This is a genomic window from Phycisphaeraceae bacterium, assembly GCA_015709595.1.
Taxonomy (GTDB): Bacteria; Planctomycetota; Phycisphaerae; order Phycisphaerales; family SM1A02; genus CAADGA01.
In genome coordinates this window covers 2,642,020-2,664,802 of sequence record CP054178.1, presented here as the reverse complement: position 1 = coordinate 2,664,802, position 22,783 = coordinate 2,642,020, and the positions used below count along the sequence as shown (strand labels likewise).

The 22,783-nt window shown below is 67.9% G+C and carries 18 protein-coding genes; 15 read left to right on the top strand and 3 right to left on the bottom strand.

What is annotated here, in order from left to right:
* The first annotated feature begins 28 nt into the window (after nt 1–28).
* The 13 genes from gspG (at nt 29) to HRU76_11240 (ending at nt 16,017) form a co-directional block, all read left to right on the top strand.
* Nucleotides 29–496: a type II secretion system major pseudopilin GspG gene (gspG, locus tag HRU76_11300; protein QOJ18140.1), complete on the top strand. Its 468-nt coding sequence runs from the start codon at nt 29–31 to the stop codon at nt 494–496.
* Nucleotides 497–518: 22 nt separating this feature from the next.
* Nucleotides 519–1,106, top strand: coding sequence for a prepilin-type N-terminal cleavage/methylation domain-containing protein (locus tag HRU76_11295; GenBank protein ID QOJ18139.1), 588 nt, complete (start codon nt 519–521; stop codon nt 1,104–1,106).
* A gap of 3 nt (nt 1,107–1,109) precedes the next feature.
* The gene (locus HRU76_11290) at nt 1,110–1,568 is read left to right on the top strand and encodes a hypothetical protein (GenBank protein ID QOJ18138.1); all 459 of its coding nucleotides are present in this window, start codon (nt 1,110–1,112) and stop codon (nt 1,566–1,568) included.
* Nucleotides 1,565–2,533 carry a prepilin-type N-terminal cleavage/methylation domain-containing protein gene (locus HRU76_11285; protein QOJ18137.1) on the top strand — a complete coding sequence of 323 codons (969 nt, stop codon included), beginning with the start codon at nt 1,565–1,567 and terminating at the stop codon, nt 2,531–2,533. The genes HRU76_11290 and HRU76_11285 overlap by 4 nt, the downstream gene beginning before the upstream one ends.
* On the top strand, nt 2,530–3,909 hold the full coding sequence (locus HRU76_11280) for a general secretion pathway protein GspK (GenBank protein QOJ18136.1): 1,380 nt from the start codon (nt 2,530–2,532) through the stop codon (nt 3,907–3,909). The genes HRU76_11285 and HRU76_11280 overlap by 4 nt, the downstream gene beginning before the upstream one ends.
* Nucleotides 3,906–5,888, top strand: a complete 1,983-nt coding sequence (locus tag HRU76_11275) for a PilN domain-containing protein (protein QOJ18135.1) — start codon at nt 3,906–3,908, stop codon at nt 5,886–5,888. The genes HRU76_11280 and HRU76_11275 overlap by 4 nt, the downstream gene beginning before the upstream one ends.
* Nucleotides 5,889–5,890: 2 nt before the next feature.
* Nucleotides 5,891–6,493, top strand: a complete 603-nt coding sequence (locus HRU76_11270) for a hypothetical protein (protein QOJ18134.1) — start codon at nt 5,891–5,893, stop codon at nt 6,491–6,493.
* A complete protein-coding gene (locus HRU76_11265) occupies nt 6,490–7,185 on the top strand; it encodes a hypothetical protein (protein ID QOJ18133.1) in 696 nt (231 codons plus the stop codon). The genes HRU76_11270 and HRU76_11265 overlap by 4 nt, the downstream gene beginning before the upstream one ends.
* Entirely contained in the window at nt 7,157–9,745 is a 2,589-nt protein-coding gene (locus tag HRU76_11260) for a hypothetical protein (GenBank protein ID QOJ18132.1), read from the top strand. Before HRU76_11265 ends, HRU76_11260 begins: the two co-directional genes overlap by 29 nt.
* Nucleotides 9,745–10,947, top strand: coding sequence for a hypothetical protein (locus HRU76_11255; protein QOJ18131.1), 1,203 nt, complete (start codon nt 9,745–9,747; stop codon nt 10,945–10,947). Before HRU76_11260 ends, HRU76_11255 begins: the two co-directional genes overlap by 1 nt.
* A gap of 118 nt (nt 10,948–11,065) precedes the next feature.
* Entirely contained in the window at nt 11,066–12,664 is a 1,599-nt protein-coding gene (locus tag HRU76_11250) for a ribulokinase (protein QOJ18130.1), read from the top strand.
* A 12-nt stretch (nt 12,665–12,676) separates the two neighbouring features.
* On the top strand, nt 12,677–14,392 hold the full coding sequence (locus HRU76_11245; GenBank protein ID QOJ18129.1) for a fucose isomerase: 1,716 nt from the start codon (nt 12,677–12,679) through the stop codon (nt 14,390–14,392).
* Nucleotides 14,393–14,598: 206 nt separating this feature from the next.
* A complete protein-coding gene (locus tag HRU76_11240) occupies nt 14,599–16,017 on the top strand; it encodes a POT family MFS transporter (GenBank protein ID QOJ19174.1) in 1,419 nt (472 codons plus the stop codon).
* Between the two features lie 45 nt (nt 16,018–16,062).
* On the opposite strand, the gene HRU76_11235 is transcribed toward HRU76_11240, so the two are convergent.
* The 3 genes from HRU76_11235 to HRU76_11225 form a co-directional block, all read right to left on the bottom strand.
* The gene (locus HRU76_11235) at nt 16,063–17,715 is read right to left on the bottom strand and encodes an AbgT family transporter (protein ID QOJ18128.1); all 1,653 of its coding nucleotides are present in this window, start codon (nt 17,713–17,715) and stop codon (nt 16,063–16,065) included.
* A 156-nt stretch (nt 17,716–17,871) separates the two neighbouring features.
* Nucleotides 17,872–18,402: an asparaginase gene (locus HRU76_11230; protein ID QOJ18127.1), complete on the bottom strand. Its 531-nt coding sequence runs from the start codon at nt 18,400–18,402 to the stop codon at nt 17,872–17,874.
* 121 nt (nt 18,403–18,523) lie between these two features.
* Nucleotides 18,524–20,815 (bottom strand): DUF255 domain-containing protein, encoded by a 2,292-nt coding sequence (locus HRU76_11225; GenBank protein QOJ18126.1) that lies wholly within the window; start codon nt 20,813–20,815, stop codon nt 18,524–18,526.
* Between the two features lie 124 nt (nt 20,816–20,939).
* Between HRU76_11225 and HRU76_11220 the strand changes: the two genes are divergently transcribed.
* Together HRU76_11220 and HRU76_11215 are read left to right on the top strand one after the other, a co-directional pair.
* Nucleotides 20,940–21,920 (top strand): hypothetical protein, encoded by a 981-nt coding sequence (locus HRU76_11220; protein ID QOJ18125.1) that lies wholly within the window; start codon nt 20,940–20,942, stop codon nt 21,918–21,920.
* Nucleotides 21,921–22,013: 93 nt separating this feature from the next.
* On the top strand, nt 22,014–22,736 hold the full coding sequence (locus HRU76_11215) for a hypothetical protein (GenBank protein ID QOJ18124.1): 723 nt from the start codon (nt 22,014–22,016) through the stop codon (nt 22,734–22,736).
* Nucleotides 22,737–22,783 lie beyond the last annotated feature (47 nt).

The following is a 22,783-nucleotide window of genomic DNA, read 5'->3' as shown; positions in this document are numbered from 1 at the left end:
CCTTGAAGAATCGGCTGGAGCATCGCTCATGCGCACCACTCAGGTCAACCTCATCCGTCGAAGCCCGCGCCCCCCCCGCCGTGGGCTCCGACGCGCCTTCACGCTCATCGAGATTCTCGTGGTCGTCACCATCATCGCGCTGCTGGCGGGCATGATCGGCTGGCGGGTGTTCGGCGCGCTGGGGTCGGCCAAGTCCAAGGTCGCCAAGTCCACCGCCGCCACCATCGCCAAGGCGCTGGAGAACTGGCGACTCGACACCGGCGGCTACGTGGAGGACGGCATGGATCTCTCGATCCTTCTCCTCGGACCGGATCAGGGCGGCGGGCCCAGCGGACCGTACCTCTCCAAGCGCGGCGTCGAGGCCATCCAGGATCCCTGGGGGCGTGTCTATGTCGTCCGCGTGCCCGGCGTCGTGAACTCGGATTTCGACATTGTTTCGTTCGGCGCCGACGGCACCCCCGGCGGCACCGGCGAAAACGCGGACGTCACCCAGTAGGCCAGTCGCTCCGGCAACCCCGATGCCCGATCACGCCCGTCACCATCGCGCTCGCGGCTTCACCATGATCGAGATGATCGTGGTCGTGGTGGTGCTCGCGATTCTCGCCAGCATGGTGGCGCCGCGGCTCGTGGGCTCCGCGCGGCGGCAGGCGACCCTGGCGGCGGAGGAGGTGGCGGAACTGTTCACGCTCTTCGCCCATCGCGAGAGCATGGGCGAGTCCAAGATCGCCATCGGCTACGACCCCGGCGCGGGGGTCATCATGCTGCTTTCCCTCGTGGGCGACGTGGCCGAGCCCGACAACCCCCCGCGTTGGGAGATCGACCGGTTCGTGTCGCCCGTGCGGCTGCCCGATGACATGGTGGTGGCGATGGTGCGTCAGGACGGGCTGATCGTTCCCGCCGCCGACTGGATGGTGCCCGTCACGCCGGGGCGCGGTCGCCCCTCCATCGAGCTGCTGCTCATCAGCGGCGACGCGGGGCTGGAAGTCACGGTGTTCCTGCCCGCCCACGCCATCAACGCCCGACTGATCTATCGCGGACAGATCGACGGCTCACCACGGGCGCCCATCGATCTTGACCTGGCGGGCCGCGACCGGGAGGTGTGGTAAGCCATGCGCCGCTTCGCATCACACGCCGTCTCTCGCGCCACGCGGGCGCGCCGCGGCATTGCGCTGGTCGAAGCCCTGGCGGGGGGCACGATTCTGGGCATCGGGCTGGCGGTGCTGGTCTCGATCGCGTCCGACGCCTCGGCCCGCATGAGGATCGGCGAGGAGCGCATCGTCGCCTCGTGGCTCATCGACGAGATGCTCAACATGATCGTCGTGGAAGGCCCGGTGGAGTATCTCAAGCGATACGACCTGGAAGGCCAGTGCGCCGCGCCGTTCGAGCGGTATTCCTTCAAACTCGAACTTCAGGATCAGGGTGACATCGAGCCCTACCGGGTCACCGCGACCATCACGTGGGAGTCGGGGGGGCGTCCGCGCAGTGAGACGGTGCAGACGTACATCGCCGTCCGCCGGGGCGAGACGCAGATCGAGAACCGCAAGCCAGGGGAGCCGATCACGCGATGACGGTCCGCCTCGCGCCATCCCGTCGCCTGACCGCCCGGCGCGGCTTCACGCTGGTGGAAGTCATCATCACCGCCGTGATCGCCGCGTTCGTGCTGGGCGCGCTCTGGTCGAGCATGGGACAGCTCACCACCGCCCGGCTGATCGGCCAGCAGCGGCTGCTGGCCCACGTGCGGGCGGACGCGGCCCTCAACACCATCCGCCAGGACGTGCAGTGCGTGCTGCGCAGCGAGGATCTCTTCTGGACCAAGCTGCGCATCGTGGACGGACTGGGCACGACCATCAACGGACCGGTCGATCGAGACGACCTGCTGCTCTTCTCCAGCCGCCTGCGTCAGACCCGCGAAAACTATGGTCAGGGCGAGGGCGTCGAGTACGAGACGCAGTACCGCATCATCGAGGATTCGCTCGGCCCCGTGCTGTGGCAGCGGCGCGATGCGCCCGTGGATGAGTATTACGACGGCGGGGGCGTGGCGCTCCCCCTCATCGAGGACATCATCGGCTTCAACGTCGAGGCCTTTGACGGCTACCTCTGGTACAACAGTTGGGACTCGGATGAGCTGGGTCTGCCATTCGCCATCCGCATCACGATTACCGCGCCGGTGACGGGCAAGCCGGGCGATCGACCCGTGGTGCTGCGCACCGTTGTCTCGATCGACCGCGTGCTGCCCCCGTACGACGCCGATTCGGAGGATGACGAATCCAGCACCGGAGCCACCGGCGGCGCTGGCACGGGCGGCGCCGGCAACCAGTCCGGTGACGGTACGGGCGGCGGAGGTGGAGGCGGCGCCGGGGGCGGCGGAACCGGCGGCGGTGGCCGACCCGGCGGCGGCTTCGGCGGCGGAGGCGGCGGCGGTCGCCCCGGCGGAGGCATGGGCGGCGGTGGAGGCGGACGACCCGGAGGCGGAGGCGGAACGGGCGGCGGCGGACGACCCGGAGGCGGCGGGGGTCGGGGAGGCGCTCCATGATCCTCACCCGTCGCAAACCCGCATCACGCCCACCGCGGCGCGGCGCATCGGCCAGACGCCGCGCGTCGGTCGTGGTCATCGTCCTCTGGGCGATCGCCATGGGCGCGATCATCACCGCGTCAATCCAGATCACCGGCTACCGGCAGGCGGCCATGGGCACGCAGGCGATGGAGCGGGTGCGCGCACGATGGGCGGCGCGGGCCGGCGTTGAACGGACCATCTCCGTTCTCGGCTACTTCACCGAGAACCCCGACGCCACCAACGCCTTTCGCATCTACCAGGAGATGGCCGCCATCGCCTACAGCGATCCGGGCGAACTGGAGAAGGCGTTCTACTTCATCGAGCACGAGGTGGACGGCCAGCGCTTCGCCGGCCCGATGGATGAACACTCCAGGTTCAACATCAACCTCACGCCCGAAAATCGTCAGCCGCTGCTGAACCTGTACATTCACGAGAGCGTGGTGGACGCCATCGTGGACTGGATCGACGAGGACGACGTCATCACCGGGCAGGGCGCGGAGATGACCTATTACCTCTCGTCCTCGTTCGGATACGTGCCCCGAAACGCACCGATGCGATCCGTCGCCGAGGTGGAGCTGGTCGCCGGCGTCACGCCCGAGGAAGTGCGCGAGGAGGATTGGAACTACAACAACCGTCTTGACCCCAACGAGGACGACGGCAACCTGCTCCTGCCCCGCGACAACGCCAACGGGGTGCTCGAGCCGGGCTGGGCCCGATATCTGACCGCCTACTCGGTGGCGGGGGGTCTGTCCTCCAGCGGCCAGCCGCGGCTGTACCTGCCGGAGGCGGCCATCGAGGATGTGCAGCAGCGCACCCGCACCAGCCGCGACCAGGCGCAGGCCCTCCTCAACTTCGGACTCAATCCCAACAACAAGCTCTCTTCGCTCATCACGGTGCCGATCAACTTCATCCGCGAGGACGGGTCCATCGCCGACCTCAACGGCCAGTTCGCCAACCGCGCCCTGCCGCTCGACTACAACCAACTGGTGCTGGTCTTCAGCGAGCTGACGATGGACGACCCGTCGTTCCGGCTGCCCGGCAAGATCAACATCAATACCGCCTCGCAGGATCTGCTGCGCGACGTGCTGCAGTTCGCCCCGGCGGCGGCGGACGAGATCGTCTACCGGCGCACCCGCAACCCGTCCGGATTCACCAGTCTCATGGAGTTGATCGCCGTCCCGGACATGAACGGGGCCACGCTGCAGCAGATCGCCGACGTCGCCGACGTCACGAGCAATGTTTTCACCGTGACATCCGTAGGTAGGAGTGAGACGAACGGCATCGAGGTGCAGTTGATCGTGGTCATCGACCGGTCAACACTGCCCGTCCGCATTCTGGAGATTCGGGAACAGTGACCCGTCCAATCCCCCAGCCCGCCACCGATCCCGCCATGCTGGCGGCCCTGCATCAGACGGGCCGCACGTGGCGCGGCGTGGCGGCGCGCCGGGTCAACGGCAAGATCCGGGTGGTCGAGACGCGGGACTTCGCCCCGGATCGGCAGCCGCACATCGAGGAGTGGCTCTCCGGGCATCGGGTCAGCCGCACCATCTGCGTGCTGCCGGCCTCGTCGGTCGTCTGCCGCACCACCGCGCTGCCCAGCGCGGCGCCGGAGCAGCTGCTGCCCGCCCTGCGTCTGCAGGCGGAGACCTACCTGCTGGGCACGGCTCCCCCCCACCGTCAGGCGATGGCGGTGCTGCACGCCTCCGCGGGCGAAACCAGCCGCGCCGGGCTGATCCTCGCCTGGCCCGAGAAAGCGCGCAAGCCGGAACTCGCGCTGACGCGCCCCGTTACGTACGCGCCGGACGTGGCGTGCCTGGCCGCCCTGGTCAACGGCACGCGCACCAACGATCCCACCCTGTGGGTGGATCGGACCGACGGCTCGGTCGCGCTGGCGCTGTCGCATCCGCAGGGGGCCGTGTTCCGCGCCGCCAGCGAGAGCGCCGACAACGATGGCGAGTGGCGCTCGGGCGTCAGCCGCCTGCTGGCGGAAACCGCCCTGAGCGTGGGTCACTCGGATGACTTCACCGAGGCGCTGGTTCACGGCACGTCGTCCTGGCTGAGCAAGGTTAATGGCGAAGGCGGAATGCTGTTCCTGCCTTCGATGGTGGCGCAGGCCGCCGCCGCCCGCGTGGAAGGCGCGCCCGTCGATCCATCCTGGTGGTCGCGCTACGGCATCGCCACCGGCGCGCTGCTGGCGACGCTGGATCAGCTCGAGCCCCTCACCGCGCTGCGCGACGACCTGCCCGTGGCCACCCCGTCCGCGGTGGAGCGACTGGCCGCCGTGCTCAGTTCGCGGCGGCTGGCGACGGCGGCGGCGGTGCTGGCCCTGCTGGTGCTGGGGTTCGGTCCGCTGGCGTTCAACGCGATTCGCGTCGGCGTTCTCCACATGAAGGCGGGCGATCTGGACGCCCTGACCGCCTCGCTGGAGGAGCGCGAGAGCAAGCTGCGCATGTACGACGAACTCAGCCGCGCCACCTGGCCCATGGCCAAGCTGATCGGCGACATCGCCAACTGCGCCCCCATCGGCATCGCCTTCACGTCGATCTCGCTCGACGAGGACGGCAAGGACATCCAGATTCAAGGCGAGGCCGACACCGGCTCGCTGGTCAATGACATGGCGGATCGACTGATCGCCTCGCGCGTCTTCACCGACGTGACGCCGTCCTACAACGATCGTGAGCAGGGGTCCACCAAGTTCAAGTTCACCATCAGCGCCAAGGTGCGCAGCCCCTACCTGGCGGCCAAGTTCGAGCCGGAGGAGGATTTCGGCGTCAATCCGCTGGGACGCCGGATCCACGGTGAGCGCTGGGTCTGGAAGCCGCGCTACACCCCGCCTCAGCCGCCGGCGCAGCCCGAGAACGCCACGGCCTCGACCGGCGCCGCCTCCGCTCCCGGCGGCGGGACGCAGGGTGGCGCCGCGCCCGGCGGCACGTCCGTCGCGGCGGCGGGCGGCGCGGGAACATCCGGCGGCGCGTCCCGCCCAGCCGGAACGACGCCGCCCGCGGGCAACGGAACCGGGAGCGGCGACGCCGCTTCGGAGAGCGGGAACGGCAACCGAGGCGACTTCGGGCGCACCGGTCCGCGCACGCGAACCGCGCCCAACATTCCCACGGCGGCGCAGAGCGGCTCCGGCGGCCCGCGAGTCGAGGTGCCGCCGCTTCTTACGCCGGAGGAGATCGCCCAGCTCAGCCACGCTGACGCTCAGAAGGCGATGCTGCGGCTCATCTCCGTGAAGGATTCGCCCCAGTTGTCCGAGGATGAGCGCAAGACGCTCAACGAGCAATATCAGGCGGTGCTCAAGCGCATGCGCGAGGCCGCCCCGGTTCGGGATTGACCATGAACGCCCTTCTTCAGCGATTCCGGCAGTATCCACCCCTGGTCCGATGGTCGATCATCGGCCTGGCGGTCGTGCTGTTCGCGATGCTGTGGTACGACACCGTGGGCGCGGCGGCACGCTCCCTGGGCGACCGGGCCGCCGCCTACGGGCAGGCCATCGAGCGCGCCCGGCAGATCGACCGTCGGCTGGCGACCATCTCCGAGTCCACCATCGCCGCCATCGGGCCGATCGAGCCGCTGGCTCTGACAGAGGTCTCCAGCCGGGCGGCGCGACAGGCGATCATGGAGGTGCTCAACCGGTTCAACGTGACCGGCCTGGATGTGACGGACAAGGGCGCCTCCAACTTCCGCGGCTCGCAGCTGCGATCGCTGGTGGACGGCAACTTCCAGCCCCGCCGCATCATCATCGAAGTCCGCTTCGAGACGACGCAGGAAAACGCCTTCGAGGCCATCGCGGCCCTGGAGAGCCATCCGGCGATCGAGACCGTCAGCAAGGTGCGCGTCTCGCGGATTCAGGATCTTCGCTCCAACCGCAAGTCCGTGGTGGTGGCGCTGACCGTCGAAGCATGGGCCAAGGAGAGCGGGGCGGGAGGCGCGGCATGATGAACCCCCGCGCCATCATGGGCCCGCTGGGCGTCACCCTGATCGGGCTGACCGTGGTGATCATCGGCGTCGCCGTCCAGATCCGTCCGCTGCTGGCGGCGGTGGCCCTGCCGGGCGACACCGACGAGGCGCTGTCCGATCGCATCGCCGTGGTGGTGAAACGTCACGAGAACGAATCCAACCGCTCGCTGGACCGGATCATCGGTCGCAGCGCGTTCTACGCGCCGGACCCGCCTCCCCCGCTGCCGCCGCGACCGTCGGGCCCCACCCCCCCTCCACCCGTGCAGCGCGACGTGGGTCCGATGACGACGTACAACGGGTCGCTCCGCAACCCGGTGCTGATCCTGGGCGATGTCGTCCACTTCGGCACGGGCGGCTCCACGACCAGGGTGAAGGTGGGCCAGACCGTGCAGGGCGTGCGCCTGGTCGCGGTCAATCCGCCTTTCTCGGTGCAGGTGGCGTGGACCGCGCCGCCCACCGCCACCGATCGCTACGCCGAGGGAATCTACACGCTGTGGGTGTTCGAGCACGGCGTGTTCAGCCGCCACAAGGACGCCTCGGGCCGGCCCTTCGCCCCGAGCGCTCCGCAGACCGGACTGGAACAGCCCGCCGCGGTGCTGCCCGATGACGTACCCATCGACGACGAAGACGAGGACTACGAGGATGATGAAGAAGAAGACCCGGGCGACTGATCGTTCATCCATCGGCGCGTGCCTCGCCTCGTGGGGGCTGGCGTCCGTGGTGCTCCTGAGTTCCGCGTCGGGGTGGGGACAGACTCCTCCGCCCGGCGCCGACCGTCCGCGCGATCCCGTCACCAACCGCTGGATCCTCGACCCCAATGACAAGGTGGTGCCCACGTTCAACAACGTGCGTCTGACCGACACCATCGAGTTCATCATGGAGACCACGGGCAAGGCCGTCATCCCCAGCGGGAACGTGCAGAGCCAGACGGTCACCATCATGACCAACCAGTCGATGTCGCGGGAGGACGCGCTGAACCTGCTGTTCATCGCCCTGCTGGACAAGAACGTTGGCGTCATCGAGACAGCGGACTACATCAAGCTCGAGCTCACCACGCAGATCGGCACCAAGGACTGTCCCGTCATCGGTCCGGACGTGAGCGTGCTGGGGCGCAAGGATGACGCGATCATCATCAACAAGATCTTCGCGCTGCGCCACACCAACGCCAGTTCGGTGGCCACCGTGCTCGACACCTTCGTCCCCGACGACTGGGGCAAGGTGGAGGTGGAGGCGGACAAGAACACCATCGTGGTGCTCTGCACCGTCGGAACCGCGAAGAAGCTGGAGTTGATGCTCAAGGACATCGACTCGCCCAAGCCGCGCGAGGTCCGGGTGTTCTTTCTCAAGTATGCCGACGCCACGGCGCTGGGCAACCGCATCCTCAACTTCTTCGCCTCCGACATCGGCGCCGCCTCGCAGGCGAGCCGCGCCAATGTGCCCGGCGGCGGTCGCCCCACCGATCCGCGCTTCCCCGGGGGCAACCCGCAGCAGCCGGGTCGAACCGGAGGCGACTCGCAGACGGGCGGGCAGTATCCCCTGCGCGTCGAGCCCGACAACCCCAGCAACAGCATCACCGTCGTCGCCGACCCGGAGAAGATGCGCGAGATCGAGCAGATGGTGAAGGCGTGGGACATCGACCCCCTGCCGCGCGGTCCGATCATCAAGCGTTACCGCATCCGTTACCGCGACGTGCTGACGGTGCAGAACATCCTCAACCGATGGACGGGCCAGTCCACCGGCGCCACGGGCGGGCAGGCCCGTCCCGCCGTGACCCAGGGCGGACAGCCGGGCGCCGCCGCCTCCGGCAGCACCGCTATCGAGCGGCTTTCCTCGCTCTACGACATTCAGGCCGACACCGGACAAGGCGAAATCATCGCCATCGCCAAGACCTCGGTCAGTTTCGAGCTGCTCGACGTCATCATCGAGGTGCTGGATCAGCCGGGCGAGGCGGACGCGCCGCTGTACATCGACCTCAAGCACGCCGACGCCCAGGAAGTCGCCCTGGAAATCAACGCGGCCTTCGCCGAGCGCGGCATCCGCATCGACCTGCCCAGCCGGGCCACCGGGCTGACTCCGTTCGACACCAGCAGCACCATCGACACCAGCACCGGCACGGGAACGGGAACCGGAGGGGGCGCCGGCGGCAACCAGCAGCAGAACCAGCCCACCACGCTGCCCTGGACGCAGGCGAGGCCCGACCCCAACGTGGCGCCCGAGTCGCCCCTCATCGGCAAGGTGCGCGTCATGCCCATCCTGCGCCAGAACGCCGTGCTCGTGATCGGGCCGCCGCACTACAAGGACAAGATCGCCGAGATCATCTCCCAGCTCGACCGTCCGGGCCGACAGGTGCTCATCACCGCGGTGATCGCCGAGGTGCAGCTGGACGACTCGCTTTCGCTGGGCATCAAGGTCGGCCCCAACGGCTCGGTGCTGGGCCCGAACCAGCAGAATCAGCTCCGCGGCAGCGCGTCGATCACCGGCTCGCGCGACGACTTCCTGAGCAAGCTCTTCCAGACTTCCGTGCTGGACGTTGACGTGGATATCGCGGCGGTCATCAACGCCCTCTCCTCCGTCAGCAACCTGCGGGTGCTTTCGCAGCCGCGCGTCTTCACGCATGACAACGAGCAGGCCAACTTCTTCGACGGCCAGACAATTCAGTTCATCGAGAGCGCCATCACCGACATCCAGTCGGGCAACCTGAACCAGACCTTCGAAGACAAGCAGGTGGGCATCGCCATGAGCGCCCGCCCGCGCATCACGTCCAACCGCGACGTGGATCTGCTCGTCTCGCTGGAGCTTTCATCGCTCTCGCCCAGCACCACGGCGCAGGGCGGCCTGATCGTCGATCGACGCCGCACCGAGACGCGCGTCATCCTGCAGGATCGCCAGACGGTCGTGCTCTCGGGCATCCTGCGCGAAACCGAGTCCGACGTGAAGCGCAAGGTGCCGCTCCTGGGCGACATCCCCCTGTTCGGCGCCCTGTTCACGTCGCTGGACAAGACCAAGACGCGCAGCGAGCTCATCGCCTTCATCACCCCCATCGTGGTGGACAACCCGTCCGACAGCGACGCGGTGCTCGATCCCATGCGCCAGCGCGGCGAGGAAATGAAGCGACCGCTTGACCAGCAACTCAAGCAGCCGGGGTCGCCCGAGTCCGTCTGGAACCAGCCGACAAGCGGACGAGCCGCGACCGAAGAGCCGCACTCCGGCGCCGCCGACGGAAACCGGTGATGCGCCGCGCCGCACTCGCGTCCTCCGGCGGCGCGCCGTGGCTGGCCGCCGTCACACTGCTGATGCTTGCCGGATGCTCCGGCGGGCAGAAGGCCTCGAAGTCGATGGAGATCCCGGTCGCCTCACCCGCTCCGACCACCACCTTCACCACGCGCGCCAGCGTCTACCCGCTCGGGCTGATTCCCTTCGACCTGGCCACCACGCCCGTCCACGCGCCGGATGGATCCGCCATCGCCACGCTGGCGGGGCTGCCGCAACCGGCCGCGCTCCGGTTGGCGATCGGTCAGCAGCAGATGCCTTCGGGCGCGCGAGTCGATGTCCTGAGACCCATCGCAACGGATGTCTCGGGGTCGCCTGGAAGGGCGTCGCTGCAACTGGTTTTCTCGCTGCCGCAGCCGATGCTGCTGGGCCGCTCGGCGGATGAGCACGGGTTCATCGTCGAAGAGCCCCGCAGCGACGGAACGCGCCGCATCGGGCTCGCGTCGTGGACGGACGGGACCGTCACCTGGCTGGTGGATGACGACAGGGTCAACGCTCACGCCGCCCTCGGCCCCGGCGGACGCCTGACCTGGTGCCGCCGCGCACCGCTGAGCGACCGGTTCGAGATCGTCATGCGCGAAGGCGAGCGGGAGTGGATCATCGGTGATGAGCGCGGGTCATGGCTCGTGCCGCAATGGTCGGCGACGGGCGAGGGCGTCTTCGCCCTGCGGCTGGACGACCTGGGCGGGCTGGAGGCCGTCTACCTGCACGGCGGCGACGAGAAGAGCATGAAGGCCGCCACGCGGCTGATCCGGCTTTCCAACGCCATCGACGCGGCCTCGGCGATCCGCGTCATGGCCGCCCAGCCCGTGGTGCTGGGCGTGCCGTCGCCGCGCGAACCGATGCTGGTTTTCCAGCACCCGGAGTTTGAGGGGGTGGGCGTCTGGCGCCCCTTCCGCAGCGATGGAAGCGCCACGCGCCTGCTGGAGTACGGCTCCTCCGCCGCCGCCATCGACGCGGACGGCGTGGTGATGTACGCCGCCGCCGACGGCGTGAAGCTGCAGCGGCTGGACGATCCCGCGAAGCAATGGACGAAACTCATGTCCGACGTTTCGCTGCCCGTCCTCACGAACTCGACCGCGTGGCGATACCTGCTCTATACGCCGCGGCGCGGCGGGGGCAGCGAACTGGCGGTTGTCGGATACACGCCACTGGAAGAGTAAGCGGGTTGTCGATGTCGACCGAAGGTTGACTGCTGCTGACTGGTGACTCACCCCTCACTTCGCACCAGCGGCCCCATTCGCCCGGCTTCCACGGTACCATGCGTGCCGGGAGGTTCGCGTGGCCAGCGAGTGTTTCCTGGGTCTGGACTTCGGCACCGAGTCGGTGCGTGCTCTCATCGTCGATCGGCAGGGCCGCGAACTCGGCTCGGCGGTGGAGTCGTATGCGCACGGCCAGATCGTGCCCGGCTCGGCGCCGGCCCGGCGGATGTTTCCGCCCGATCTGCCGCCCCACTTCGCGCTGCAGCATCCGCAGGACTGGCTCGACGGTGCGATCAAGGCCATCCGCGAGGCGATCTCGTCCATCGACCCGGCCACCGTCGCCGGCATCGGCGTGGATTTCACCAGTTGCACCATGCTGCCGTGCGACCGCGCCGGCATGCCGCTGGCGGCGGCGCGACCCGACCTGGCGAGCCGTCCCCATGCGTGGCCCAAACTCTGGAAACACCACGGAGCACTCCATGCCTGCGACACGATCAACCGCATCGCCCGCGACATGAATGAACCGTGGCTGGCCCGCTACGGCGGTATCGTGGGACTGGAGTGGCTCTTTCCCAAGATGCTGGAAGTGATCGAGTCCGATCCCGAAGTCGCCGACGCCGCGGAACTGTGGATCGAGGCGGGCGACTGGCTCGTGTGGCAGATCGCCGGCGGGCGCGGCGAGCCGGCGCGATCCACCTGCCAGGCGGGCTACAAGGGCTGCTGGTCGCCGCTGGACGGCTATCCGGGTCGCGCGTTCCTCGCCGCGTGCCATCAGGGTCTGCTGGAAGTGGTCGACCACAAGCTGCCGGGCCGGCATCTCGCCCCCGGCACACCGGCGGGCGAGGTATCGGAGTCGTTCGCCGCGCGCACGGGTCTTCGCGTGGGCGTGCCGGTCTCCGCGGCGATCATCGACGCCCACGCGGGCGTGCCGGGCGCGGGCGTCGCGGAGGAGGGCGTGCTGGTGACGGTGCTGGGCACCAGCGGATGCCACATGCTCATGGCGAAGGAGGAGCGGCTGATTCCCGGCGTGGCGGGCATCGTGCGCGACGGCATTCTCCCCGGCTTCGTCGGCTATGAGACCGGCCAGGCGGCCATGGGCGACGCCTTTGACTGGGCGCGGCGGCTGGTCGGCGCCGGGGACTTCGCGTTGCTGGATCACGCGGCCCGCGCGATCGCCCCCGGTAGCGACGGGCTGGTGATGCTCGACTGGCTCAACGGCTGTCGGACGCCGCTGATGGACGGTTCGCTGACCGGCGTGATCACGGGTCTGACGCTGCACCATACGTCCGCGCACGTGTACCGCGCCGCGCTGGAGAGCAGCGCGATGGGACTGCGATGGATCGTCACGATCCTGCGAGAAGGCCGCGTCCCGGTGACGCGATTCGTCGCCACCGGGGGCCTGCCTCGTCACAATCCGCTCTTCGTGGAGATCATCGCCAGCGTGCTCGGAGCGCCGGTGGAGGTTCATGGCGCCAGGCACGGTCCGGCGCTGGGCGCCGCCATCCTGGGAGCGTGCGCCGCCGGAGCGTTCTACTCCGTCCGCGAGGCGGTGCACTCCATGGCCGGGGCCGGGAGCGCCTTGCCCCCATCGCGAGTGATCTTCCCGGCCCCAACCCACCGCGACGCCTACGACCAGCTCTTCCAACGATACCTTCATCTCGCCGACACGATTCGCTGAGGCATTCACCGCATGAGCCGCACCGCATCATCCGTTCCGTCCCGCACCGCCTTGCTCATCGCCAGCGGGGATCTGCGCGAGAGCGCCAACCGCATCTGCTGGCCCGCCCAGAAGCAGCTCGAAGATGACGCCGCCGCCGCGTTCAAGGCGCTGGGGTGGAAACTCAAGCGTGCTCACGCCTTCGATCCCGATCGCGGGCACGGATTCATCGCCTCGCAAGCGGAGGGGCGCGCGGTCTTCGAGAAGATCGACCCCGGGGCGCCGCTCGTGGTGGCCGAGGCGGTGTGGCAGTATTCGCACCACGTGCTGATCGGACTGGCGCGCCATCGCGGGCCGATCCTGATCCTCGCCAACTGGTCGGGCCAGTGGCCGGGGCTGGTGGGCGCGCTCAACCTGCGCGGCTCGCTCACGAAGGCAGGCGTGAAGTACTCGCTGCTGTGGGGCGAGGACTTCGCCGACCCCGCCTTCCGCGCCAAACTGAAGCAGTGGACCACGCGCGGACGCATCGCGCACGATCTCTCGCACGTGCAGCCGCTCAATCCGAAGCGTCTCTCGAAGAGAGCCCGCGACCTCGGCGAGAAACTCGCGGGGCAGCTGCGCAGGCGGCCCGCCATCCTCGGCGTGTTCGATGAGGGGTGCATGGGCATGTTCAACGCCATCATCCCCGACCACCTGCTCAACCCCTGCGGCGCGTTCAAGGAGCGGTTGAGCCAGAGCACGCTCTACCACGCCATGACGCAGGTGCCGGAGGAGGAAGCGCGGGCCGTGCGCGCCTGGCTGGATGAGAAAGGCATGCGGTTCATCACCGGGCCGAACGAGGAGACGGACCTGACCGAGCGGCAGATTCTCGATCAGTGCCGCATGTACATCGCCGCGCTGCGCATTGCGGACGAGTTCGGCTGCGACGCCATCGGCATCCAGTACCAGCAGGGGCTGAAGGATCTCGCCCCCGCCAGCGACCTGGTGGAAGGCCTGCTCAACGACTCGGTGCGCCCGCCCGTTCGCAACGCGCGGGGCGAGATCATCCGCGACGGCGCGCCCATGACCCACTTCAACGAGGTGGATGAATGCGCCGGACTGGATGGACTGATCACCGACCGCGTGTGGGCCGCGCTGAAGCAGCCGCGCGAGAACACACTGCATGATCTGCGCTGGGGGGACTGGTGGCATGGGTGGCACGACGCTCCGCATCGTGAGTTGGATTCGCACAACGCAGAGCGTCGCGCCACCCAAGGGGGCACCTACGTCTGGGTTTTCGAAATCTCCGGCGCGGCGCCCGCCAGTCACTTCCCGCGCGGCTGGGCGGATGCCGTCGGCGAGCGCCAACCGCCCATGTATTTCCGGCTGGGCGGCTCGACGGTCAAGGGCATCTCCAGGCCGGGCGAGATCGTCTGGTCGCGGATCTACGTAGCGGACGACGCCCTGCATATGGACATCGGTCGGGCCCAGGCCATCGAGCTGCCGCGTGAGGAGACCGAGCGCCGCTGGCAGGCGACCACGCCCCAGTGGCCCATCATGCACGCTGTGCTGTACGGCGTGTCGCGCGACCAGATGATGGCCAAGCATCAGGCGAATCACATCCAGGTCGCCTACGCCACAAGCCCCGCCAAGGCGGACCTGCTGCTTGCGGCCAAGGCGGCCATGGCCCACGCGATGGGGATCCAGGTCAATCTCTGCGGCACGGACAAGTCGGGAAGACCGTTGTCGGAGACGATCAGGGCCGCGTGACGCCCATTCGATGAATCCCTGACGCATCGATCCGTTATAGTGGGAACGCCCCGACTCTCCCCGCCCCAGGCCCGATCGGACGCTCTCTTCCGCGAAGGACACGCATGAGCCAGTACCGCGACACGCCGGAGCCCATCAGGACTTTTCCGCCCGGCATTCCGTACATCATCGGCAACGAAGCCGCCGAGCGGTTCTCGTTCTACGGCATGAAGGGCATCCTGACGGTCTTCATGACCAAGCACCTGCTCGACTCCTCCGGCGCGAGCGCGGCGATGAGCGAGGAGGACGCCAAGGCGGTCTACCACCTGTTCACGGCGGCGGCGTACTTCTTTCCGCTGATCGGGTCGCTGCTTTCCGACATCTTTCTTGGCAAGTACAGGACCATCATCATCCTGTCGCTGGGCTACTGCCTCGGGCATGCGTGCCTGGCGGTGATGGACCTCGGCCCCGCCACCGGCGCATTCGACATGAAGCCGTGGCTGTTCATCGGACTGCTGTTCATCGCCATCGGCGCGGGCGGGATCAAACCCTGCGTCTCCGCGCACGTGGGCGACCAGTTCGGGACGCAGAATCAGCACCTGGTCTCCAAGACCTTCAGCTGGTTCTACTTCTCCATCAACGTGGGGGCGATGACCAGCAACCTGCTCACCCCGGTGCTGCTGGCCAAAGTCGGGCCCTGGCTGGCGTTCGGCCTGCCGGGCGTGCTCATGGCGCTCGCCACGTTCGTGTTCTGGCTCGGACGAAACAAGTTCGTCCATATTCCCCCGGCCGGCCCGAAACGCTTCGTCGAGGAGACGTTCTCCCGCGACGGTCTGCGCGCGGTGCTCAACCTGGCGCCGATCTTTCTGATCTTCATCCCCATGTTCTGGGCCATCTTCGACCAGACCGGCTCGGCCTGGGTGCTGCAGGCCGAGCGCATGGATCGGCAGTTTCTCGGCGTCTACTGGTACGAAGCGCAGGTGCAGGCGGTCAACCCGTTCCTGATCCTGGTGCTGATCCCGCTCTTCGCCTACGTGATTTATCCGTCCATGGACAAGGTCTTCCCCATGACGCCGCTGCGTCGGATTTCCGTCGGGCTGTTCATGACGGTGCTGGCGTTCGCCATCTCGGCGTGGATCGAAGAGGCGATCCAGGCGCGGGCTGCGGACACCGCCGCCACGCTCTGGGCGGCGCTCGGACAGACCGGCGAGGCCAGCTACCAGGGATTGCTGCAGGCCATCAAGGTCGCCCGCGAGACCAGCGCCGACGAGTCCATCGTGCGCGGCGCCATGGAAACCATGCCCAGCATCGGCTGGCAGTTCGCGGCCTACGTCGTCCTCACCGCCGCCGAGGTGATGGTGTCCATCACGTCGCTGGAGTTCGCCTACACCCAGGCGCCCCGGAAGATGAAGTCGTTCATCATGGGCATCTACTTCCTCGGCGTGTCACTGGGCAACCTGTTCACCTCGGGCGTCAACGTCTTCATTCAGAATGACGACGGCACCACGAAACTCGACGGCGCCGCGTACTACTGGTTCTTCACCACGCTGATGCTCATCACGGCGGTGATCTTCGTCTTCTACACGTTCCTGTACAAGGGCCAGCGCTACGTGCAGGGCGAAGCCGGGACGGCGGCCTCCGCCTGACGCAGCCCGACGCCAATGCGGCCCATGACCGAGAACGCAGCCGGTTCACATGGCCGGCGCGTACACCAGTTCGCCGCCGGGCCCGAGCGGAATGCCCATCGCCATCCACAGCACCAGCAGAATCGTCCACACGACGGCGAACACCACGGAGTAGGGCAGCATGGTCGAGATCAGCGTGCCCATGCCGCTGCGCGGAACAAACTTCTGCATGTAGACCAGGATGATGATCAGGTAGGCGTTGAGCGGCGTGATGATGTTGGTCACCGAGTCGCCGATGCGGTAGGCCGCCTGCGTGAGGGCCGGGTGCAGCCCGACCATCATGAACATGGGCACGAAGATCGGAGCGAAGATCGTCCACTTGGCGCTCATTGAACCCACGAACAGGTTGAAGATGAGCGTGACGAGTATGAACGCCACGATCAGCATCCAGGCGGGCATCTGGGCCTCGCCGAGCATCTGCCCGCCCCACATGGCGAGCATCTTGTCCAGCCCGGAGTAGTCAAAGTGCTTGATGAACTGGCCCGCGAAGAAGGCCAGCACGATGATCGGCGCCATCCCCGCCATCGAATCCACGAACAGCTTGGCCAGATCCTTGTCATTGCGGATCGTGCCCATCGCCATGCCGAACGCCAGCCCCGGCAGCATAAACAGCAGGAAGATCATGGGCACGATCGCCTCGGCCCACCGCGCGAAACGCACCCCCTGGCCGTGCAGGGGACCGTCGGGAATGAGGATCATCACCAGGAACAGCCCGAACCCGACGCCGAAGGTGATCGCCGCCCAGATCATGCCCTTGATGTCCTGGGGCGTCAGTCGCTGGGCGACCAGATCGGCCTCGGTGGGCGGCAGCGGGCCGCCATCCTCGGGACTCTTGGCGTTGAGCCGTCGCTCCACGAACACCGCGGTGACGAACCATCCCGCCAGTGTGATGACGAACGTCGAGACGACCATGAACGACCAGTTGCAGGCGGGGTTGAGGGCGAAGTCCGGGTCCACAACCTGGGCTCCCTGCGTGGTCAGCCCGGCGAGCAGCGGGTCAAGCGAGGTGATGAGCAGGTTGGCGTTGAACCCCGCCGCCACGCCCGCGAACACCGCCGCGATGCCCGCCAGCGGCGACCTGCCCACCGCCTTGTACAGCGCCGCCGCCAGCGGGGGCAGCACCACGTACCCGGCGTCCGTGGCCAGTGAGGACATGATGCCCACGAACACCATCGCCGGCGTCAGCAGCGCCCCGGGGACGATCAGCATGAACCCCTTGAGCAGCGCGGCGATCAGGCCCGTCCGCTCCGCCACGCCGATCCCCAGCATCCCCACCAGCACAATGCCCAGCGGCGGAAACGTGGTGAAGTTGCGCACCATGCTCTCGAAGATCCAGAACACGCCCTCGCGCGACAGCAGCGACTTGGCGGCCAGCGGTTCGCCCACCTCGCGCCACTCCACAACCGGGTTGCCCTCGGCGTCGTGCTTGGCCCGCTCCTCCGTGGTTCCATCGGCGAGCGTGATCGTCTCCACGACCGGAAATGGGCGTCGCTGCGGCACGGTCCATCCCAACCCCGCCACCACCGCTGAAGCCACCATCACCAGCACGGTGCCGATGATGAACAGCGTGGCCGGGTCAGGCAGTTTGTTGCCGACTCGCTCGATGAGGTTGAGCAGGCCGCCGTTGCCGGATGGGGATGGCTTCACGTCTTGGGTCATGGGTCGGGCTCCGTGCGGACCGATTGTGCGGGAAACGACGCCGCCGTCAAGGGCAGGGGATAGCGGCCAAGCCCTCTCCCGCGAGGAGAGAGAGGGTTCAGAGCGGTCTCGCAACGCCCCTGACTGTCTGCTGCCTCGCGCCCAGTGCCATGTGCCTCACGCCTGCTCTCCCCGCTTCACAAACGTCCCCTGCTCCCGGTCCTTCTCGACGCCCGGGAAGCGCAGCACCTGGTTATGCATCACCACGTACACGCCGGGCGGCAGAATCTGCACGGCCAGCAGGGCCTCGGTCAGGTTCTGCATGGCGTCCGTGGTGCGCATGACGTACGGCCGCATGGCGCCGATCAGCACCACCGGAACGCGCGGGCCGCCGCGCGGTGCGAAGTGCGCATGGATGCAGTCGCCGGACTTGGCCAGCCGGTCGGTGCCGTGGGTGATGACAATGCCGTCGTGCGTCTGCTCCTGCCGGGCGACCTCCTCGACGATGCGGGCGTGCTCGGCATCGGTCATGTCGAGCGAGTCCATGTTCATCAGGCGGATACGGTCGATGGACACGCCGCGCAGTTGCAGCGATTCGAGCATCACGTCCAGCACGCTCACGCGGTTCTCCAGGATGCCCTGGAGCTCGTCATAGGTCTTCTCGATGGTCCCGCCCGTGGAGATGAGGGCGATTTTCTTGCGCGACATGGGCGGATGATATGAGGTTTCGCCTCTGGCAGTGGCGCAGGCGTTCCCACCTGCGGCTTCCCAAGATGGCGCAGGCGAGACGCCCGCGACACCCATCCAGCACCTGCGCCGCCAACCACACTTACACCACCACCCGCACCGGCAGCGTCACCTTCGAGGGCGCGAGACACGCATCCTCGGTACACGCCTGAAACGACACCTCCACGCGCGGCGTTCCACGCACCGGACCTACCTGCTCAATCACCACCGGCGCCGTGACACGGCCGTGATGCACCATCACGCCATCCCGCCACGGCTCACCTACGGGGTATTCCGCGTGCAGCACCAGTCCTTCCGCTCCGACCACTGAAAACACCAGCCCCTGCAACGACGAATCACCCGGCTCGTGGGCGTTGATGTGATGACCCGGCGCGATGGTGATGGCGGCGGTGAATACCCCCGGCGTATCCCCGCCGACGCGGACCTCATCCCGGTCCACCGCGATCGTCACCACGCCCGCCGCATCCCGAACGCGCGGCGCGTCCGGCGCATCGCGCGGCAGGCGATCGGACCACTTCACCGCCATGCGCAGCAGCCCGGCCGTACCCAGCGCCGCCCCGACGGGCGCTCGCTGGATCGCGCCGCTCATCGCCGCCAGCAGGCGCTGGGCCTGATCGAGCCACGACTCGTCGCGCGTGATCGCCGCCAGATCGAGCAGGTTGTGCAGCATGACCGCGTTGCCGCACGGGATGGCCCCGTCGTGCATGGAGCGTGTGCGCACGAACAGATCGGGTCGATCGGCGAGCGTATCGAAGAAGCCCCCATGCTCGCGATCCCAGAAGCGGTCGCGTGCGTGACCCATGATCTCAACGGCGTGCCGCAGCCACTGGTCTCCCTTCGCGGCGCGGTGCAGGTCGATCAGGCCGCGCGCCAGCAGGGCGTAGTCTTCGAGAAACGCGTCGATGCGCGCCTGGCCTCCCCGCCACGTGCGGAGCAGCCCGCCCTCGGGCGTTCGCATGCGATCGAGGATGAAATTCGCCGCCTTGCCTGCCGCGGCCGCATAGCGCGGGTCGCCAAGCACCTCGCCGCCCGTCGCCAGCGCCCCGATCATCAGTCCGTTCCACGAGACGATGATCTTGTCATCCCGCCCCGGCTGCCTGCGTCGGTCGCGCACGACCCGCAGGGCGTCGTTGACTCGATCCAGGTGGGCGAAGAACTCCTCCAGCGACACACCCCACTTCGCCGCCAGTTCCGAAGGCGGCGCGCCCAGGTGCAGCACGTTGGACGGCGGCTCGCCAGGGTGATGCGGATCGCGGAAGTTCGGCCCATCGCCCAGCCCGTAGACATCGACTGCGAAGTCCACGACACCTTCGAGTCCCGCCTCGCGCAGCACGCGCTCGACTTCCTCCCGCGTCCACAGGTAGTTGAGCCCCTCGCGTGCGTCCACCTCGGCATCCTGCGCGCTGGCGAAGCCGCCGGCATCCCCCACGCGCATTTCGCGCAGCACGTAGTCCAGCGTCCGCCGCGCCACGCGGGCGTAGAAGGGCTCGCGATAGATCGACGACGCCCGCGCGTAGATCGAGGCGAGCTGCCCGTTGTCGTAGAGCATCTTCTCGAAGTGGGGCACCAGCCACTTCGCATCGGTCGAGTAGCGGTGAAACCCGCCTCCCATCTGGTCGAACAGCCCGCCCATCGCCATGCCGTCGAGCGTGGCGCGAATGACGGCGTCCAGTTGCGGCGCGGACCGGGCGTCCATCCACTCCCGTGCCGCGAGCAGGAGCTCCAGGAACACCGGCTGCGGAAACTTGGGCGCGCCGCCGAACCCGCCATGCTCGCGGTCAAACGACTGCACCAGCTGGTTGACCGCGCGGCCGACCTCGTTCATGCCCACCGCCACGGAGCGCGACGGGCGGGAGAGTTCCTCCTTCACCGCCTCGGCCAGCCGTGCGGCCGTATCGCGCATTTCGGACCGTTGCCGTGTCCATGCGTCATGCAGCAGGTGCATGACCTCGGGAAATGACCGCATTCCATGCATCGGCCGGGCGGGAAAGTAGGTGCCTCCGTACACCGGAGCGAGCGTGTCGGGGTCGAGCCAGACGGACATGGGCCAGCCGCCCCGCCCGGTCAGGGCCTGCACGGCGGTCATGTAGATGTCATCGAGGTCGGGCCGCTCCTCGCGATCGACCTTGATGCACACGAACTGCTCGTTCATCTGCCCCGCGATGGCCTCGTTCTCGAAGCTCTCGCGCTCCATCACGTGGCACCAGTAGCAGGTGGAGTAGCCGATGGAGAGAAAGATCAGCCGGTTGGTGCGACGTGCCGCGTCAATGGCCTCATCGCCCCACGGATGCCAGTCCACGGGGTTGTGCGCGTGCTGCAACAGGTAGGGGCTGGTTTCGCGGGCGAGGCGGTTGGTGTTTCGTGCGGCGCTCACGAAGAAGGGTAGCGTCAGACCTCTGACGAGGGGCAATTCGCTTGATTCCCCGCCCGGCACTACGATGCGCCGCACCGATCACCCGGGGGCAACGTGATGCCCCTGTTTCCGAACAACCTTCGGCATGACCACTCCCGACACCTCCAACTGGACGCAGGTCTTCTCTCAACTGCCGCCGGAGGGGTTGATCGCCGCCGGCTTCGGCATCGGCGTTGGCGTGCTGCTGCTGGCGTTCGGCAGCCGGGTGCTGAAACCGGCCTTCGTGACGGCGGGCATTCTGCTCGGCGCCGCGGTGGGGCTGGTGGGAGCATACGCCGTGGATCTGCCCGTGCCCGCCTGGGTGGTGGCGATCCTCGGGGGAGCCGGGTTTGCGATCTTTGCATCGCTGGCGTATCGACCCGCCATGGGGGTGGCGATGGCGCTGTTGTTCGGGACCGCCGCTCCGCTGGCCGTGATCGCCTACGCCGAGTTCCGGGGGCATCACGTCATCACCGATCCGATGTCCCCCGCGGACGGCGAGGCGCCGGGTGATGGCACACGTGACGCTCTGGGTGAGCTGGGTGATGCCACGCGCCGGGCGATTGACACGCTCCGCAGGACCGATAACCTGCTCGATGAGCTCCGTGCCTTCCGCGATGATCGCGCCCGTGAGGCCCGCCAGTTGCTTGGGCTGCCGCCACGCTCAGACGACGCTGCAACGACGCAAGACGCCCCTGGCGAGGAAGGCGATGCCGCGACGCCTGCCTGGCGGGAGAAGTTCGACGCCGTGGTCGCCCAGATCAAGGCGGAGGCGCAGTACCGCTGGAACGCCGCCGATCCCGGCGTCCGGCGCAGCATCCTGCTTTCCGGGGCGTCGGGAGCGATCTTCGGCTTCCTCGTGGGGCTGTCGCTCACCACGCTCAGCGCTGCGGCCGTCACATCCATGGGAGGGTCAGGACTGGTGCTGGCCAGCGGATGGTCGTTGCTGACCTCGCTGGGCTTCGGCAATCAGCCGTGGATGCCATCGAGCACCATCGCGTGGCTCATCGTCTGGCTCGTGGTGGCCCTGGCCGGGCTGGCGATTCAATGGACAATCCGGCGCAAACCGGCCGATAGTTCCCGGTGATTCCGCGATCGGCGGCGGCGCAGAACCTGCGCCACTCCCTCCGCTGGCGCTGACGCGCGTGCGCGGATCACGGGTGACGCCATGCTCGGAAACATGCTCGTTCTTGCCCAGCAGTCCCAGGAGGCCGGAGGTTCATTCTGGAATCGCCTGGCCGCCGCGTTCGACGGCGCGGTTTCGTACCTCGACATTCTCAACCGGCCTGACGACCTGCTGGAACTGCTGCGACAGGTGCATATCGCGGTGGCGGGCGTGCTGTTCGTCGTGGGCATCCTGTGCGTTCTCAACGGCTACCGCTGGCATAAGTGGGTTATCGTGGTGTGCGCGTTCCTCTCGGGCTTCGGCTTCGGTTACCTGCTCAGCCGCACGATGCCCCAGCCGTACGTCATCGCGGGGGTGATCGCCCTGATGGCGGCGGTCATCGCCAGCCCGCTGCTGAGATTCTCGGTCGCGTTCTTCGGAGGCGTGACCGGCGCGTTCGTCGGCGCCAACCTGTGGACGGCCCTGGGCTACCCGCATGAATCGCTGCTGGCCGGGGCGGGCATGGGCTTCATCCTGCTGGGGATGGCGTCCTTCCTCATGTTCAAGCACGTGGTGATGGTCTTCACCTCGATCGGCGGGGCCGCCATGATCGTCACCGGCGGGCTGGCGCTGCTGCTGGCGGTGCCTCAGTTCGAGGAGACCATCTCCAACAGCGTGCGCACCAATCAACTGCTCGTGCCCCTGTTCCTCATTGTCGGCGCAGTGATCGGGATGGTGATTCAGGAAGGCCAGCGCGGCCACGCCGCCCCCAAGGCGCCCGCGGCGACAAGCCATTGACGCCAAGCAAGCGAGGCAGTCGCCCTGGCGCCCCGTTCCTGCGCAAC

Bases quoted from the DNA above. Each gene is read 5' to 3' on its own strand.
- HRU76_11245 (QOJ18129.1), top strand. From the start codon at position 12,677: ATGAGCCGCACCGCATCATCCGTTCCGTCCCGCACCGCCTTGCTCATC.
- HRU76_11280 (QOJ18136.1), top strand. From the start codon at position 2,530: ATGATCCTCACCCGTCGCAAACCCGCATCACGCCCACCGCGGCGCGGC.
- gspG (QOJ18140.1), top strand. From the start codon at position 29: ATGCGCACCACTCAGGTCAACCTCATCCGTCGAAGCCCGCGCCCCCCC.
- HRU76_11230 (QOJ18127.1), bottom strand. From the start codon at position 18,402: ATGTCGCGCAAGAAAATCGCCCTCATCTCCACGGGCGGGACCATCGAG.
- HRU76_11235 (QOJ18128.1), bottom strand. From the start codon at position 17,715: ATGACCCAAGACGTGAAGCCATCCCCATCCGGCAACGGCGGCCTGCTC.
- HRU76_11270 (QOJ18134.1), top strand. From the start codon at position 5,891: ATGAACGCCCTTCTTCAGCGATTCCGGCAGTATCCACCCCTGGTCCGA.
- HRU76_11295 (QOJ18139.1), top strand. From the start codon at position 519: ATGCCCGATCACGCCCGTCACCATCGCGCTCGCGGCTTCACCATGATC.
- HRU76_11240 (QOJ19174.1), top strand. From the start codon at position 14,599: ATGAAGGGCATCCTGACGGTCTTCATGACCAAGCACCTGCTCGACTCC.
- HRU76_11220 (QOJ18125.1), top strand. From the start codon at position 20,940: ATGACCACTCCCGACACCTCCAACTGGACGCAGGTCTTCTCTCAACTG.
- HRU76_11265 (QOJ18133.1), top strand. From the start codon at position 6,490: ATGATGAACCCCCGCGCCATCATGGGCCCGCTGGGCGTCACCCTGATC.
- HRU76_11260 (QOJ18132.1), top strand. From the start codon at position 7,157: ATGATGAAGAAGAAGACCCGGGCGACTGATCGTTCATCCATCGGCGCG.
- HRU76_11285 (QOJ18137.1), top strand. From the start codon at position 1,565: ATGACGGTCCGCCTCGCGCCATCCCGTCGCCTGACCGCCCGGCGCGGC.
- HRU76_11290 (QOJ18138.1), top strand. From the start codon at position 1,110: ATGCGCCGCTTCGCATCACACGCCGTCTCTCGCGCCACGCGGGCGCGC.
- HRU76_11255 (QOJ18131.1), top strand. From the start codon at position 9,745: ATGCGCCGCGCCGCACTCGCGTCCTCCGGCGGCGCGCCGTGGCTGGCC.
- HRU76_11215 (QOJ18124.1), top strand. From the start codon at position 22,014: ATGCTCGTTCTTGCCCAGCAGTCCCAGGAGGCCGGAGGTTCATTCTGG.